The following is a 14,047-nucleotide window of genomic DNA, read 5'->3' as shown; positions in this document are numbered from 1 at the left end:
CGAAACGGGAACGCCGGACGGGTGGCCGGAACCCCCGCCCGGCGGCGAGACTGGGGCCATGAGTGTCGAAGATCCGTACCTGTGGCTGGAAGACGTGACCGGCGACGAGGCACTGGACTGGGTCCGCACGCGCAACGCCGAGACGCTGGACGTGCTCACGTCCGGCGAACGCTTCGCCGCGCTGCGGGACGAGGTCCGCGAAGTGCTCGACGCCGGCGGGCGCATCCCCTACGTGACGCGCCGGGGGCCGAAGCTCTACAACTTCTGGCAGGACGCCGAGCACCCGCGCGGGTTGTGGCGGCGCACCACCCTGGAGGAGTACCGCAAGGCCGAGCCCGGCTGGGAGGTGCTGCTCGACGTCGACGCGCTGGCCGAGGCCGAGGACGAGAACTGGGTGTGGAAGGGCGCCGCGGTGCTGCGGCCTGGCCACCGGCTGGGGCTCGTGCAGCTCTCGCGCGGCGGCGCCGACGCGACGGTGGTGCGCGAGTTCGACCTGGACGCGCACGAGTTCGTCGAGGGCGGCTACTTCCTGGCCGAGGCGAAGAACCGCGTCGGCTGGATCGACGAGGACCGCGTGTACGTGGGCACCGACTTCGGGCCGGACACGCTCACCACGTCCGGCTACCCGCGGCTGACGAAGGAGTGGCGCCGCGGCACGCCGCTCGAGTCGGCCGAGCTGGTGTTCGAGGGCAAGCCGGACGACGTCGCCGTGGCCGCGTTCCACGACCCCACCGAGGGCTTCGAGCGCGACTTCGTGCACCGCTCGATCGACTTCTACCGCACCGAGGTGTTCCTGCGGACGCCGTCCGGGCTGGAGAAGCTCGACCTGCCCGACGACGTGGAGCTGTCGGTGGAGCGCGAGTGGCTCTACGTGCAGCCGCGCACGCCGTGGACCGTCGGTGCCACGGTGCACCCGGCCGGCGCGCTGCTCGTGATCGGGTTCGACGCGTTCCTGGCGGGCGAGCGGGACTTCACCGCGCTGTTCACGCCGGACGCGCACACCTCACTGGAGTACTACACGTTCACCCGCAACCACGTGCTGCTCGCGAAGCTGCGGGACGTGAAGACGGAGCTGGTCGCGCTCACGCCCGGGCCCGACGGCTGGACGGAGGCGCCGCTGGGCGGGGCGCCGGAGTTCGGCAGCGCGGACATCGTGGGCACCGACCCGGACGAGAGCGACGAGTACCTCGTGGACTCCTCCAGCTACCTGCAGCCCTCGACCCTGAGCCGGGGCGAGGTGGGCGTCGAGGTCGAGGTGCTCAAACAGGCGCCCGGGTTCTTCGACGCGGCCGGGATCGAGGTCGCGCAGTACTTCGCGACGTCGGAGGACGGCACGAAGATCCCGTACTTCGTGGTGCGCCCGCCCGGCGCCGAGAACGGCCCGACGCTGCTCAACGGCTACGGCGGCTTCGAGGTGTCGCTGACTCCCGCGTACAGCGGCGTGATCGGCCGCGGCTGGGTCGCGCGCGGCGGCACGTACGTGGTCGCGAACATCCGCGGCGGCGGCGAGTACGGGCCGGAGTGGCACGCGCAGGCCGTGAAGGAAAACCGGCACAAGGTGTACGAGGACTTCTCCGCGGTCGCCCGCGACCTCGTCACCCGCGGCATCACCAGGGCCGAGCGGCTCGGCATCCTCGGCGGCAGCAACGGCGGGCTGCTGATGGGCGTGATGCTCACGCGGTACCCGGAGCTGTTCGGCGCCGTCGTCAGCCAGGTGCCACTGCTCGACATGAAGCGCTACCACCTGCTGCTGGCGGGCGCGTCGTGGATGGCCGAGTGGGGCGACCCGGACGTGCCCGAGGAATGGGAGTACATCGCGAAGTACTCGCCGTACCACAACGTCCACAAGGGACGGACGTACCCGCCGACCCTGTTCGCCACGTCCACAAGGGACGACCGCGTGCACCCGGGCCACGCCCGCAAGATGATGGCGCGGATGCAGGAACAGGGCCACGACGTGCGCTACTACGAGAACATCGAGGGCGGCCACGGCGGCGCGGCGGACAACGCGCAGCTGGCGTTCAAGTGGGCGCTGGTGTTCGAGTTCCTGTGGTCGCGGCTGTCCTGACGTGATGGGGGCGCCTTCACCGGCGCCCCCTTCACCTCCCCACCTTGCGCCAGATCACGACGGCGCCGATCACCAGCACCACCACCGCGCCGAGGCCGATCACGCCTTTGACCAGCAGGTCCATCAGCAGGTGGTGCAGCAGCTCGTCGCCGTTCACCGGTCGTCGAACCGGTTGAGCGCTTCCCTGGCCACGCGGCTGCTTCGGCTGGTCCCCCGCTCTTGAAGCACGCGCGCGGCGAACCGCGCGGCCGTCGCCACGTGGTGGCCCTTTCCTCGGCGCCGCAGCGTGACCACCACCGCGAACACCACCAGGCCGAGCACCACCAGCCCGGCCACGATCAGGCCGAACCGGATCAGCAGCAGGTCGAGCACCGTCTCCATCGTCTCCCACCTCGTTTTCTATCACACCTGTGACATAAACATTGGTATCACAGGTGTGATAGAAAGGTCCAGTGCCCAAGGTCATCGACGGTGAACAACGCCGCGCCGACATCGCGGACGCCGTCCTGCGCCTCGCCGCGCGCGACGGCTTGCCGGCCGTGTCGCTGCGCTCGGTGGCCGCGGAGTCCGGCCTGAACATCGGCTCCGTCCGCCATTACTTCGACGGCCAGCGCGACCTCATGCGCTTCGCGATGCGCTCGACGATCGACCGCGTCTCCGCCCGCCTGGAACGCCGCCGCGCCTCGATGCGACCCCTCTCGGAGCTGACGCCCGACGAGGCGGCCGCACAACTGACCGACTTCCTCGCCGAACTGCTCCCCCTCGACGCCCCCCGCCGCGCCGAAGCCACGGTGCTGGTCGAGTTCCTCGTCGCGGCCCGCGTGGACACCGACCTGACCGAACTGGCTCACGAAGCCCTGGGCGGGACTTTGGCTCTGGCCCGCCGGATCGTCTCGGCACTGTCCCTGCCGCCCGCCGCGGCCGACCTGGAGGCCGAGCGGCTGGCCGCTTTGCTGGACGGCCTCACGTTCCGCTCGGCCCTGCACCCGGAGGCCACCACGCCCGAGGTCTGCCGCGACGTCCTGCGGGCGCACCTCACCTCGCTCAGCGCAGAGTCCGCGGCCGCGCCCTGAACGGCCTCGTCGCGACCGGAGCCGTCCGTCCACCGTGGACATCGGCGACCACTTCTTCGAACCTGCCGAGCACCTCGGCCGCGAACCTCAGCCGCGTGATGCCCAGGGTGCGCAACGCCCGCCCGTGATCCGTGGTGACGGCCACCAACGCCCCGGCCATCACCACCCGCCACCCGCCGGCGACGAGTTTTCCTTTCACCCCGGGAAAACTCCCCCTGAGCTGATCGCACTGGAACGGCACATGCCGCTCCTCATCCGCCAGAATCCGCGCCGCGACCTCCCTCGCGAGGGGATCGCCCGAGTTCTTCAGCGCCTTGTAGTAGCTCAGCGCCACGACCTCGGCGATCAGCAGCACCATCAGTTCCAGCCTCAGCCCCAACGCCCGCCTGAGCCAGACGAACACGGTGTCGGACCAGTGTTTGGCGATCGTCGCACTCCCGGCGGCTTTGAGCAGCTCCGCCAGCAACCGCGCGTGATTCTGCTCCTCGGCAACGAACAATTCCACCGCTTGCCGGTAGCGCGGGTCGGCCTTGGCCATCAGGTTGACCCCGTCCCCCGACTCCCCCACCTGGAACCGCTGCACACTCCTGATCACCGCCGGCTCCAGCTGTGCGCCTCTTCCCCACTCGGGCTCGGGGCGCACACTGCGCCGCTGTGCTTCTTCCCTGAACTCCTTCAGCCACTCCACGCGCCCGATGCTGGCGCACCGATGTGCGCACCCAACGGAGGACGTGTGGAGATCCTGTGCGGAAACACGCGTGACCAACGGGCTAGTTGTAGTCGACCATGCCGAGGAATGCCCGAAGGCCCAGCCGTGGACCGACTTCGGTGGCCAGCCAGCGCAGGTAGTCCGGATGCAGGTCGTCGTCTCCGCTGTCGAGGGCGCGGCGCCTCGCGCCGGACCAGTCGTCGCGGTCGAGCACCGACCGGTAGGCGTGCAACCGCCCGAGTCTGGCCGGAGGCAGTCGGAGGCGATCCGCCGCGGGGCTGTGGATTTGGTCGGCGAGCATCGTGGCGGCCGCGAAGCGGCGAGCAGTGGGCGGTTGAGTACCGAGGTGTCGAACGTGCTGTTCGAGAACGTCGGCCGCGTGGGCGTACTCCTCGATCCGCGTGCTCATTTCCCCATAATCGGCAGGCACGTGCCACAGCCGACCGGCGTGGTCGATCAGCTCGTCGTCGGCCGCCGGATCCGCGATCGCCTCGTGCAGTGCGGTTTTCACCGCGACCTCGCCGGCGAAGTAGCCGTTGAGGAATTCCCCGTTGACGGCCCGTCGCAACAACCACGGCTTCGCGGCCGGATCGTCGAGCCGGCACAGCGCCTCGACCACGTAGACGCGGCCCCATCCCTCGACGCGCTCGGCCAGCCACAGCAGCGCCGTCGTGCCGCCGTCCAGCCGTTCCAGCGCCCGCGCGACGAGAGCGGCGAACTTGTCGGACAAGCCATCGCCCGGTGAGCCGCGCTCGTGCCGGGTCGACGCGCGCGACGACGGCGGAAATGTGTTCGTTCAGGTGGCGGGAGACGTACGCGCTGTGGAAGGAGTCCGCGAGATCGCCGGGTACAGCCGAAGGATCCGCGAATTAGTCCGCGAGAATCCTTGCCGCGGCTATGCCGACCAGGCTCCTGTCCTCGGGTGGCCTGGGGCGGTTTCGGCCGCGGTGGAGCGCGTCGTCGGGGTAGGGCTCGCCGTCGCGGGGCAACGGTGAACCGGGTGACAACGAGTGCAGCCGCTGCGCATGGTTGAGCAAGGTCTGCCGGGGTCCGAGCGGCATCGGCTCGGGCTGGAGCCTCACCGGCGTGCGGAGGTCTCGATTCTTTCGGTCATGGACCGAGCGTGGCAGCGAAACCCTCGGGCGGCAAACCATTACTCCACGAAGCCGGTAGCGGAAAAGCAAAGCGGGGAACCGGAACCCCGGCTCCCCGCTTCACCACGATCAGCTACAACCCGACGTCGCCCCACACCCTTCACACGCGTAGCACGACCCCGCGGGCCGCATCTTCGTGCCGCACGTCATGCACAAAGGCGCGTCGGCGGCTTTGCCCAGGTGGAGTTCCATCAGTTCGGCCGTGGAGTGCGCGTCCGGGGTGGACGGTTCCTGAGCAGGGGCCGAAGGGGCCGACGCCGGGGAGGAGTCGACGCTGGTGCGCAGGGCCTCGAGGTCCATGCCGCCGTAGTTGGATTCCACTTCGGCGGAGCGTTCGTCGGCGGTGAAGATGCCGAGTTGCGAGCGCTTCTCGTAGGGCAGGTAGTCGAGGGCCAGCCGGCGGAACAGGTAGTCCATCACGCTGGTGGCGATGCGGATGTCCGGGTCGTCCGTCATGCCGGCGGGTTCGAAGCGCAGGTTGGAGAACTTCGAGACGTAGAACTCCAGCGGGATGCCGTGCTGGAGACCGACGGAGATGGACATCGAGAAGGCGTCCATGACGCCCGCCAGCGTCGAGCCCTGCTTGCCGAGCTTGACGAAGATCTCGCCGAGGCCGTCGTCCGGGTAGGAGCCGGCGTGGAGGTAGCCCTCGGCGCCGCCGACGGTGAAGGAGACGGTCTGGCTCGGGCGCTTCTTCGGCAGGCGGCGGCGCACCGGGCGGTACTCGACGACCTTCTCCGGCTCCGGCTCGGCTTCCTTCTTCTTCGCCGTGGACAGCGGCTGGCCGACCTTGCAGTTGTCGCGGTAGATCGCGAGCGCCTTGAGGCCCAGCTTCCAGCCCTGGAAGTAGATCTCCTCGACCTCTTCGACGGTCGCCGTCTCCGGCATGTTCACCGTCTTCGAGATCGCGCCCGACAGGAACGGCTGCACCGCGGCCATCATCCGCACGTGGCCCATCGGCGCGATGGACCGCTCGCCCACCGCGCAGTCGAACACCTCGTAGTGCTCCGGACGCAGGCCCGGCGCGTCGACGACGTGGCCGTGCTGCGCCACGTACTCGACGATCGCCTCCACCTGCTCGTCCTGGTAGCCCAGCACCTTCAGCGCGCGCGGCACGGTCTGGTTCACGATCTGCATCGACCCGCCGCCGACGAGCTTCTTGAACTTCACCAGCGAGAAGTCCGGCTCGATGCCCGTGGTGTCGCAGTCCATCATGAAGCCGATGGTGCCGGTCGGCGCGAGCACCGAGGCCTGCGCGTTGCGCCAGCCGTGGCGTGTGCCGAGCTCGATGCCGCGCTGCCACTCCTCGGTGGCCAGCGCGCGGACGGCCGCGTCGTTGGAGTGGTACGTGCGCACCAGCTCGTTGGCCGCGGCGTGCTTGCGCATCACGCGCTGGTGCGCCTCGGCGTTGCGCGCGTAACCCTCGTACGCGCCCACGACCTTCGCCATCTCCGCCGAACGCCGGTACGACACACCGGTCATCAGCGACGTGATCGCGCCGGCGAGCGCGCGGCCGCCTTCGGAGTCGTACGCGTGGCCCAGCGCCATCAGCAGCGCGCCCAGGTTGGCGTACCCGATGCCCAGCTGGCGGAACTTGCGCGTGGTGTCGGCGATCGGCTCGGTCGGGAAGTCGGCGAAGCAGATGGAGATGTCCATCGCCGTGATCACGAACTCCACGGCCTTCGCGAACAGCGGCGCGTCGAACGTGCCGTCCTCCGACACGAACTTCAGCAGGTTCAGCGACGCCAGGTTGCAGCTGGAGTTGTCGAGGTGCATGTACTCGCTGCACGGGTTCGACGCGCTGATGCGGCCGGACTCCGGGCAGGTGTGCCAGTCGTTGATCGTGCCGTCGTACTGCACGCCCGGGTCGGCGCACTCCCACGCGGCCTGCGCCATGGTGCGGAACAGCTTCTTCGCGTCGGTGCGCTCGATGACCTCGCCCGTGAGGCGGGCGCGCAGCCCGAACTCCGTGCCGTTCTCCACGGCCTGCATGAACTCGTCGGACACGCGCACGGAGTTGTTGGCGTTCTGGTACTGCACCGACGCGATGTCCGCGCCGGAGAGGTCCATGTCGAACCCGGCGTCGCGGAGGACCTTGATCTTCTCCTCTTCACGCGCCTTCGTCTGGATGAACTCCTCGATGTCGGGGTGGTCGACGTCGAGCACGACCATCTTCGCCGCGCGCCGCGTGGCGCCGCCGGACTTGATGGTGCCCGCGGACGCGTCGGCGCCGCGCATGAACGAGACCGGGCCGGACGCCGTGCCGCCAGAGGTGAGCAGCTCCTTCGAGGAGCGGATGCGGGAGAGGTTGAGGCCCGCGCCGGAGCCGCCCTTGAAGATCAGGCCCTCCTCGCGGTACCAGTTCAGGATCGACTCCATCGTGTCGTCGACCGACAGGATGAAGCACGCCGAGACCTGCTGCTTCGAGGACGTGCCGACGTTGAACCAGACCGGGGAGTTGAAGCTGAAGACCTGGTGCAGCAGCATCCAGGTGAGCTCGTGCTCGAAGATCTCCAGGTCGCCCGCGCCGGCGAAGTAACCGTGGTCCGCGGCGGCCTTCACGTACGTCTTCACCACGCGGTCGATGAGCTGCTTGAGGCTGCTCTCGCGCTGCGGGGAGCCGACGGCGCCGCGGAAGTACTTGCTGGTGACGATGTTGGTGGCGTTCACCGACCAGAACCCGGGGAACTCGACGCCCCGCTGCTCGAAGTTCACGCTGCCGTCGCGCCAGTTGGTCATCACGACGTCGCGCTGCTCCCACGCGACCTCGTCGTACGGGTGCACGCCTTCGGTCGTGAAGACCCGCTTGACGGACAGACCGCCACTGGCCTTTTTCTTGCTCCGGCCGGCGGCCGCCGCGCCGGTTCCCACGGTTTCGGTCATCGGGTCTCGTCCCTCGCTCCCGCGCGGCGCAGGCGACACTCAGTCGTCTCCGGCGCGCTCGCTTCCTTCTTCCGCGGCAGTCCCCGCCATGGCTTCCCGCAGGTCCGCGATCTCCTTCTCGAAGTCCTCGACCGAGGAGAACGAGCGGTAGACGCTGGCGAACCGGAGGTAGGCGACCCCGTCGAGCTCCCGCAAGGGACCGAGGATGGCCAGGCCGACCTCGTGGCTCGGGATCTCCGCCAGACCGGCGGAGCGGATCGACTCCTCCACGCGCTGCGCGAGCTTCTGCAGCGCGTCGTCGTCGACCGGCCGGCCCTGACAGGCCCGCCGCACGCCGTTGACGACCTTGTCCCGGCTGAACTGCTCGGTGACGCCGGACCGCTTGACGACGGCGAGCACCATCGTCTCCGACGTGGTGAAGCGCCGGCCGCACTGGGCGCACGAGCGCCGCCGCCGGATCGCCTGTCCTTCATCCACCTCTCGGGAGTCGACGACCCGAGAGTCCGCATGCCGGCAGAACGGGCACCTCATCCGCCGATCACCTTCCCCTCAACGCCGGCCGAGTCCATCCACGCCGGCCCCTGCCGCCACGCTACGGCCTGGACCACGATCACCCCGCACGGACCCGCGCCTGGTGATCGACTTGTGGACAACCGGTGGGTGAACACCGCCCAGCTGTGGACAACTGGTCTCCAGTCTACCCCTACCTGTGGACCAACTACAGCGGTGTAACTACCAGATGTAGGGGTTGACCATAGATCGCCCGGACGGCCCACGCAAGCGACACAAGCGGGTGAAGAAGGCACCGATTCGGGGTGCGATCGCGCACATCCCGACGGTCACGAACCGAACCCGGCCACCTCCGACGCGACCGGCACGGTGAGCGGCAGACCCGGCACGAGGACGGCGTCGTCGAGGTGGTTGAGCTGTTTGATGCGCTCGACCACGGCGGCCTGGTCCGAGTCGGGGGCGAACCGGGCGGCGATCGCGGTCAGCGTGTCGCCCTGCTGCACGGACACCGACGCCGTGCGCGCGGGCACCGCTCCACCCGGCGTGCCGGACCCGAAAACACCCAGAACGGTGACCACCAGGCAGGCGGCGACGGCGATCGCGGCGAGCCACGGCCACCGCACGGCGGGCCGGCGCGGCTCGGCACACGTGGCCGGCACTACGCGATGCCCCGCGACCACCCGGGCGCGTGTCGGCGGCCGCAGCGGCTCGCCCCGGCGCTCGCGCGTGCCGCGAACGGGTGTCGTGGGACCGATCGGGGGACCCGAGGGAACCCGAGCCGGAGCGGCGGCCTGCCGGGCGGGCCGGAGCGGGCGGACGATCCCGCGGTCTGCCAGAATCGACATGGCGAACCTCCTTCTGACCTGCTGATCGGTTCGATCCGAGCCCGGTCCGGTGCTCTCACCGGCGACAATGCGGTTCAGGTCGAACAGGCGTTCTATCGAACGTCCGTGCGAAGGTCTACCACCCCGCACCGACAAAATCGAGAGGACACGGCGTGTCGATCGAACAGATGTTTGAAATCGTCACGCTCGGTGGGCTAACGTCGGTGACCAGGACATCTGCCGGGCAGATGTCGCCGGCGAGGGCACCCGCGTCCGCGGGAGCCGGCCGGCGCACGCGTTACCCGCGGGCCGCCGGCGAGGCGACCGTGAAACATCTGGGAGGCGACGCCCAGTGGGGAGAGGACACACAGTGGCGAAGGAGAGCAAGGCGGGCACCACGCCCGGTGGCTCGGGCAAGGTGACGGCCCTGCCCGAGGTCTACGACGTGGACGAGACGCTGACTGTGCGGCAACAGCAAGTGCTCGACGTGATCCGCACCTGGGTGGCCCGGTTCGGCTACCCGCCGAGCGTCCGCGAGATCGGCGAAGCCGTGGGGCTCACGTCGACCTCGTCGGTGTCCCACCAGCTGCGGGCGTTGCAGCGCAAGGGATACCTGCGCCGCGACGCGAACCGGCCGCGGGCCGTGGGCGTGCTCTCGACGACGGACGACAACCCGATGGGCATCGACATCGACCAGCAGCCGTCCATGCCGAAGGCGGCGTACGTGCCGCTGGTCGGCCGGATCGCGGCCGGTGGCCCGGTGCTGGCGGAGCAGGCGATCGAGGATGTCTTCCCGCTGCCGCGCGAGATCGTCGGCGAAGGTGAGCTCTTCCTGCTCAGCGTCACCGGCGACTCGATGGTCGACGCCGCCATCACCGACGGCGACTGGGTCGTGGTCCGCCAGCAGCCCGCCGCCGAGAACGGCGACATCGTGGCCGCCATGATCGACGGCGAGGCCACGGTGAAGACGTTCAAGCGCAAGGACGGCCACGTCTGGCTGATGCCGCACAACGAGGCCTACGAACCGATCCCCGGCGACGACGCCACCATCCTCGGCAAGGTCGTCGCGGTCCTCCGGCGCCTCTAGACCAGGAACCCCACCCACGCGGCCGCGGGCCGGCGACGAGGATGCCCGGCCTCGATCGTCCCCGCGCCGCGGGCGGGAGCTTCCCGGTGTCCGGTGTGGACGGTGCCGCGCGGCCCGCCGGGTGCTGAGTGGCCCGTTGAGTGGTCTTGGCTTGTGGTCTTGGCTTGTGGTCTTGCCGCTGTGTGCGCCACGCCCCGGTCGCCTCCCCGGAGCGGACCTCGGCGGCCAGGACGCAGCCAGCCAGGCCCAGCGACCAGGACTCACCGGCGTGGGTTCACCGCTGAAGCGTGCGGCCGTTCACCCGCGCGAGTTCTGGCGGCGCAGGTTCATCAGCGTGGGTTCGCCACCCCGGGTTTCCTCAGCGCGAGGCGACCGGAGTCAGCCCGACAGGCCGCGGGGAACGCAGCTGAGCCGACCCGCATTCAGCGGCCCGGACCCAGCCGGTCAGACCTCCGCGGCGCTGAGGCCACCGGCGCGGGTTCACTGCTGCAGCGTGCGCCCGTTCACCCGCGCGAGTTCCGGCGGCGCAGGTTCATCAGCGTGGATTCGCCACCGCGGGTTCTTCAGCGCACAGAGTCAGTTCGACGGGCCAAAGGCAAACGCAGCCGAGCCGGCTCGCAGCCGGCAGGACCCAGCCGAGCAGACCCGCTGAGGACCCAGCGGCCAGGACTCAGCGGCGCGGGCGGCGCCGAAGCCGGCTCAGCAAGAACCAGCCGATCAGCACCACGACCACCGCGATGCCCACCACCGGCAGCAGTGGCAGGCCGGACGAGTCGTCCGAGCCGCCGGTCGCGCCGGAAGCGGGGGGCTTGGCCGCCTCGCGTTGGGGTGCGGCGGCGCCCGCCACCAGGGCCGTCGCGTTTTTCACCGCGCGGATGGGCTGGCCGACGCCTTCGCCGCCCGACAGCAGGGTGCCGTCGGGTTCGAAGGCGAGGGCTTCGCCCTGCTTCTCGTTCGGCAGGGGGATCCGTACGGGGTTGCGTTTGAGCGCCTCCAGCACGTCGCCGTCCGGGGCGGGGTACAGGTACGCGTCGGTGTAGGTGCGCAGGGCCACGACGTGGCCGTCGGCGCTGGTGGCGCCGCCCGTGACCAGCACGGAGCCGAAGGCGCCCACCGGGCCGCCCACCGTGTCGGTGTCATGGATGGTCAGCGAACCGACCTTCTCCAACGCGGTCGGCCCGGGCGTGGCCAAGGGGCCCGTCGGCCGGTAGACGGCCGCGTCGCCCAGCACTTCCTTGGTGATCAGGTACGGCGTGCCCGAGCGGTCGAGCAGCAGGGCCTCGGTGTCGTGCGGCCCGTCGGGATAGGTCAGGCGGTGCAACGTCACGCTGCCGCCCGAAGGTTTCATCTCCATGAGCGCCACGGTCGTGCGCTTGTGGCTGTTGTCGCCGGTGTCCGAGAGCCACAGGGTGCCGTCGGCCGCGCGTGCGAGGTCCTCGACGTCGTACGGGTCGGTGCTCGCGGAGAGCACCTTCTGCACCTTGCACGAGTGGTCGAGGACGAAGACCTGCACCTTCGTGCCGCCGTCGTTGATCGCGTACCAGTGCTCGCCGTCGGAGACGAGGCCGGAGAGCTCCCCCAGCCGCGAGTCGGTGACCTTGCACAGCGATGAAGGCGCGGGTGGTGGCGCCGCCGCGGCGGCGGGCACAGCGCCCAGCACCAGCAAAACCGCCGTCACCGCGAGGACGACCCGCACCAGCTCACCTCCGTAGTGTGCGGCCCGGTCAGGCCGCACACTACGGAAGACGTTCAGAGCGCCGAGGAGTTGGTTTCGTACCGGCGCAAAGCCGCCGCGAGGTCCGGGTGGACCCGCACGAGCAGCCGCGTGCCGTCGGCCACGTGCTCCTCCTCGAGCACCTCGCCGTCCGCGTGGGCGCGGGCCACGAGCTCGCCGCGCGAGTACGGGACCAGCGCCTCGACCACGACCTGCGGCCGCGGCAGGCGGTCGGCGAGCACCTCGGCCAGCTCCGGGATGCCCGCGCCGGTCCGGGCGGACACCAGCACGGAACCCGCCAGCTGGTGCCGCAGCCGGGCGAGCGTGACCTGGTCGGCCGCGTCGGCCTTGTTGATCACCAGCAGCTCGGGCGGCAGCGGCTCCTTGCGGGTGCGGGTGATCTCGCCGAGCACCTCGCGCACGGCGTTCACCTGCTCCTCGGGCGCCGGGTCGGCTCCGTCGACGACGTGCAGCAGCAGGTCGGCGTCGGCCGCCTCCTCCAGCGTCGAGCGGAACGCGTCCACCAGCTGGTGCGGCAGGTGCCGCACGAACCCGACGGTGTCGGTGAGGGTGAACGTGCGCCCGTCGGCCGTCTGGGCCCGGCGCGTGGTCGGGTCCAGGGTGGCGAACAGCGCGTCCTCCACCAGCACCCCCGCGCCGGTCAGCGCGTTGAGCAGGCTCGACTTGCCGGCGTTGGTGTAGCCGACGATCGCCACGCTGGGCACCTCGTTGGCCACGCGCCGGCCGCGCTTGGTCTCGCGGATCGTGTCCATCGACGCGATCTCGCGGCGCAGCTTCGCCACGCGCTTGTTGATCCGCCGCCGGTCGGTTTCCAGCTTCGTCTCACCGGGACCGCGCAGGCCCACACCGCCGTTGGCGCCACCGGCACGGCCACCGGCCTGCCGGGACAGCGACGCACCCCAACCGCGAAGCCGCGGGATGAGGTACTGCAGCTGGGCCAGCTCGACCTGCGCCTTGCCCTCCTTGGAGCGGGCGTGCTGCGCGAAGATGTCGAGGATCAGGGCGGTCCGGTCGATCACCTTGACCTTGACCTTCTCCTCCAGCTGGCGCAGCTGGCCGGGCGAGAGCTCGCCGTCGCAGATCACCGTGTCCGCGCCGGTCGCCACCACCACGTCACGCAGCTCCCGCACCTTGCCGGAGCCGACGTAGGTAGCCGGGTCGGGCTTGGTGCGCCGCTGGACGAGGCCCTCGAGCACCTCGGAACCGGCGGTCTCGGCCAGCCTCGCCAGCTCGGCGAGGGAGGCTTCCGACTGCTCGGCGGTGCCTTCGGTCCACACGCCGACCAGCACGACGCGCTCCAGCCGCAGCTGGCGGTATTCGACCTCGGTGACGTCTGTGAGTTCGGTCGACAGGCCTGCGACGCGGCGGAGCGAGGCGCGGTCCTCGAGCTCCATCTCACCGGTCGACGGGTCGTCGTCGTACAGGTCTTCGTGTGTCAGTTCTGTCATCGTGCCTCCATGCTCCCACGATTCGGCGCGGGAGCCGAGTGATTACCTGCTGGGATAGACGGACAAATAGATCGCGGTCCGGTCGGCGCCGGGCCGGGCGGGCCGTTCACGGAACTCCTCGAGCAGCTGCGTGAGCCGGTCCTTGAACTCGGCGACCTCGGCGGGCGAGACCTGGAACACGAGCCGGCTGGCGTCGACCTCGGCGGGGTCGGCCTCCCCGATCTCGGCGAGGTAGGCCTCGAGCATGGCCTGGCCGACGGAAGCGCCGGCCTCGCCGTTGTCGAGCTGCCAGGACAGGCCGGTGGACAGGTACGGGATCTCCTTGGCACCACGAGCGCCGCGGCGCTCCTCCTGCGGGGCGAGAAAACCCGTTTCCACCAGGCGCCGCACGTGGTGCAACGTGGTCGCCGGGTCGCGGCCGAGCCGCTCGGCCAGCTCCTTGTTGGTCATGGCCTCGAAGGAGGTCAACCGGATGATGCGCAGGCGTATTCCGGACGCGAGCGCGGCGGCCTCGGCCTCCGTCGAAGGGCGTCGTGGGGTCGGCACCCGCACAGCC

Annotated in this window: 13 protein-coding genes; 3 read left to right on the top strand and 10 right to left on the bottom strand. The window is 70.2% G+C overall.

Annotation, left to right across the window (positions count from 1 at the left end; genetic code table 11):
- Positions 1 to 58 precede the first annotated feature (58 nt).
- Positions 59 to 2,068, top strand: coding sequence for a prolyl oligopeptidase family protein (locus ACFY1H_RS43960; protein ID WP_386956033.1), 2,010 nt, complete (start codon positions 59 to 61; stop codon positions 2,066 to 2,068).
- Between the two features lie 31 nt (positions 2,069 to 2,099).
- Here ACFY1H_RS43960 and ACFY1H_RS43955 read toward each other — a convergent pair whose 3' ends face one another.
- Positions 2,100 to 2,225 carry a hypothetical protein gene (locus ACFY1H_RS43955; RefSeq protein ID WP_366583784.1) on the bottom strand — a complete coding sequence of 42 codons (126 nt, stop codon included), beginning with the start codon at positions 2,223 to 2,225 and terminating at the stop codon, positions 2,100 to 2,102.
- On the bottom strand, positions 2,222 to 2,449 hold the full coding sequence (locus tag ACFY1H_RS43950) for a hypothetical protein (protein WP_386956032.1): 228 nt from the start codon (positions 2,447 to 2,449) through the stop codon (positions 2,222 to 2,224). Before ACFY1H_RS43950 ends, ACFY1H_RS43955 begins: the two co-directional genes overlap by 4 nt.
- Before the next feature lie 71 nt (positions 2,450 to 2,520).
- On the opposite strand from ACFY1H_RS43950, the gene ACFY1H_RS43945 reads away from it, so the two are divergent.
- Positions 2,521 to 3,141, top strand: coding sequence for a TetR/AcrR family transcriptional regulator (locus ACFY1H_RS43945; RefSeq protein WP_386956031.1), 621 nt, complete (start codon positions 2,521 to 2,523; stop codon positions 3,139 to 3,141).
- Here ACFY1H_RS43945 and ACFY1H_RS43940 read toward each other — a convergent pair.
- The 5 genes from ACFY1H_RS43940 to ACFY1H_RS43920 all read right to left on the bottom strand — a co-directional run bounded on the left by ACFY1H_RS43940 (position 3,113) and on the right by ACFY1H_RS43920 (position 9,242).
- Positions 3,113 to 3,829 carry a ferritin-like domain-containing protein gene (locus tag ACFY1H_RS43940; RefSeq protein ID WP_386956030.1) on the bottom strand — a complete coding sequence of 239 codons (717 nt, stop codon included), beginning with the start codon at positions 3,827 to 3,829 and terminating at the stop codon, positions 3,113 to 3,115. The two genes, ACFY1H_RS43945 and ACFY1H_RS43940, sit on opposite strands and share 29 nt — an antisense overlap.
- 82 nt (positions 3,830 to 3,911) lie before the next feature.
- On the bottom strand, positions 3,912 to 4,580 hold the full coding sequence (locus ACFY1H_RS43935; RefSeq protein ID WP_386956028.1) for a hypothetical protein: 669 nt from the start codon (positions 4,578 to 4,580) through the stop codon (positions 3,912 to 3,914).
- A gap of 493 nt (positions 4,581 to 5,073) precedes the next feature.
- Positions 5,074 to 7,887 carry a vitamin B12-dependent ribonucleotide reductase gene (locus ACFY1H_RS43930; protein WP_366583778.1) on the bottom strand — a complete coding sequence of 938 codons (2,814 nt, stop codon included), beginning with the start codon at positions 7,885 to 7,887 and terminating at the stop codon, positions 5,074 to 5,076.
- Positions 7,888 to 7,926: 39 nt separating this feature from the next.
- Positions 7,927 to 8,418, bottom strand: coding sequence for a transcriptional regulator NrdR (gene nrdR / locus ACFY1H_RS43925; protein ID WP_220238112.1), 492 nt, complete (start codon positions 8,416 to 8,418; stop codon positions 7,927 to 7,929).
- Between the two features lie 308 nt (positions 8,419 to 8,726).
- Positions 8,727 to 9,242 (bottom strand): LysM peptidoglycan-binding domain-containing protein, encoded by a 516-nt coding sequence (locus ACFY1H_RS43920; RefSeq protein WP_366583777.1) that lies wholly within the window; start codon positions 9,240 to 9,242, stop codon positions 8,727 to 8,729.
- A gap of 349 nt (positions 9,243 to 9,591) precedes the next feature.
- On the opposite strand from ACFY1H_RS43920, the gene lexA reads away from it, so the two are divergent.
- On the top strand, positions 9,592 to 10,308 hold the full coding sequence (lexA, locus tag ACFY1H_RS43915; RefSeq protein ID WP_364046754.1) for a transcriptional repressor LexA: 717 nt from the start codon (positions 9,592 to 9,594) through the stop codon (positions 10,306 to 10,308).
- A 670-nt stretch (positions 10,309 to 10,978) separates the two neighbouring features.
- Here the strand turns inward: lexA and ACFY1H_RS43910 are convergent.
- Genes ACFY1H_RS43910 through ACFY1H_RS43900 form a run of 3 tightly spaced genes read right to left on the bottom strand, consistent with a single transcriptional unit; the run spans position 10,979 to position 14,037 of the window.
- The gene (locus ACFY1H_RS43910) at positions 10,979 to 12,004 is read right to left on the bottom strand and encodes a hypothetical protein (protein ID WP_386956027.1); all 1,026 of its coding nucleotides are present in this window, start codon (positions 12,002 to 12,004) and stop codon (positions 10,979 to 10,981) included.
- A gap of 53 nt (positions 12,005 to 12,057) precedes the next feature.
- Positions 12,058 to 13,491 (bottom strand): GTPase HflX, encoded by a 1,434-nt coding sequence (gene hflX, locus ACFY1H_RS43905; protein ID WP_366583775.1) that lies wholly within the window; start codon positions 13,489 to 13,491, stop codon positions 12,058 to 12,060.
- Positions 13,492 to 13,533: 42 nt separating this feature from the next.
- Entirely contained in the window at positions 13,534 to 14,037 is a 504-nt protein-coding gene (locus tag ACFY1H_RS43900) for a winged helix-turn-helix domain-containing protein (RefSeq protein WP_366583774.1), read from the bottom strand.
- Positions 14,038 to 14,047: the final 10 nt, after the last annotated feature.

Source organism: Amycolatopsis sp. NPDC001319, assembly GCF_042896185.1.
GTDB lineage: Bacteria > Actinomycetota > Actinomycetes > Mycobacteriales > Pseudonocardiaceae > Amycolatopsis.
This window is presented reverse-complemented; position numbering and strand designations above follow the sequence as displayed.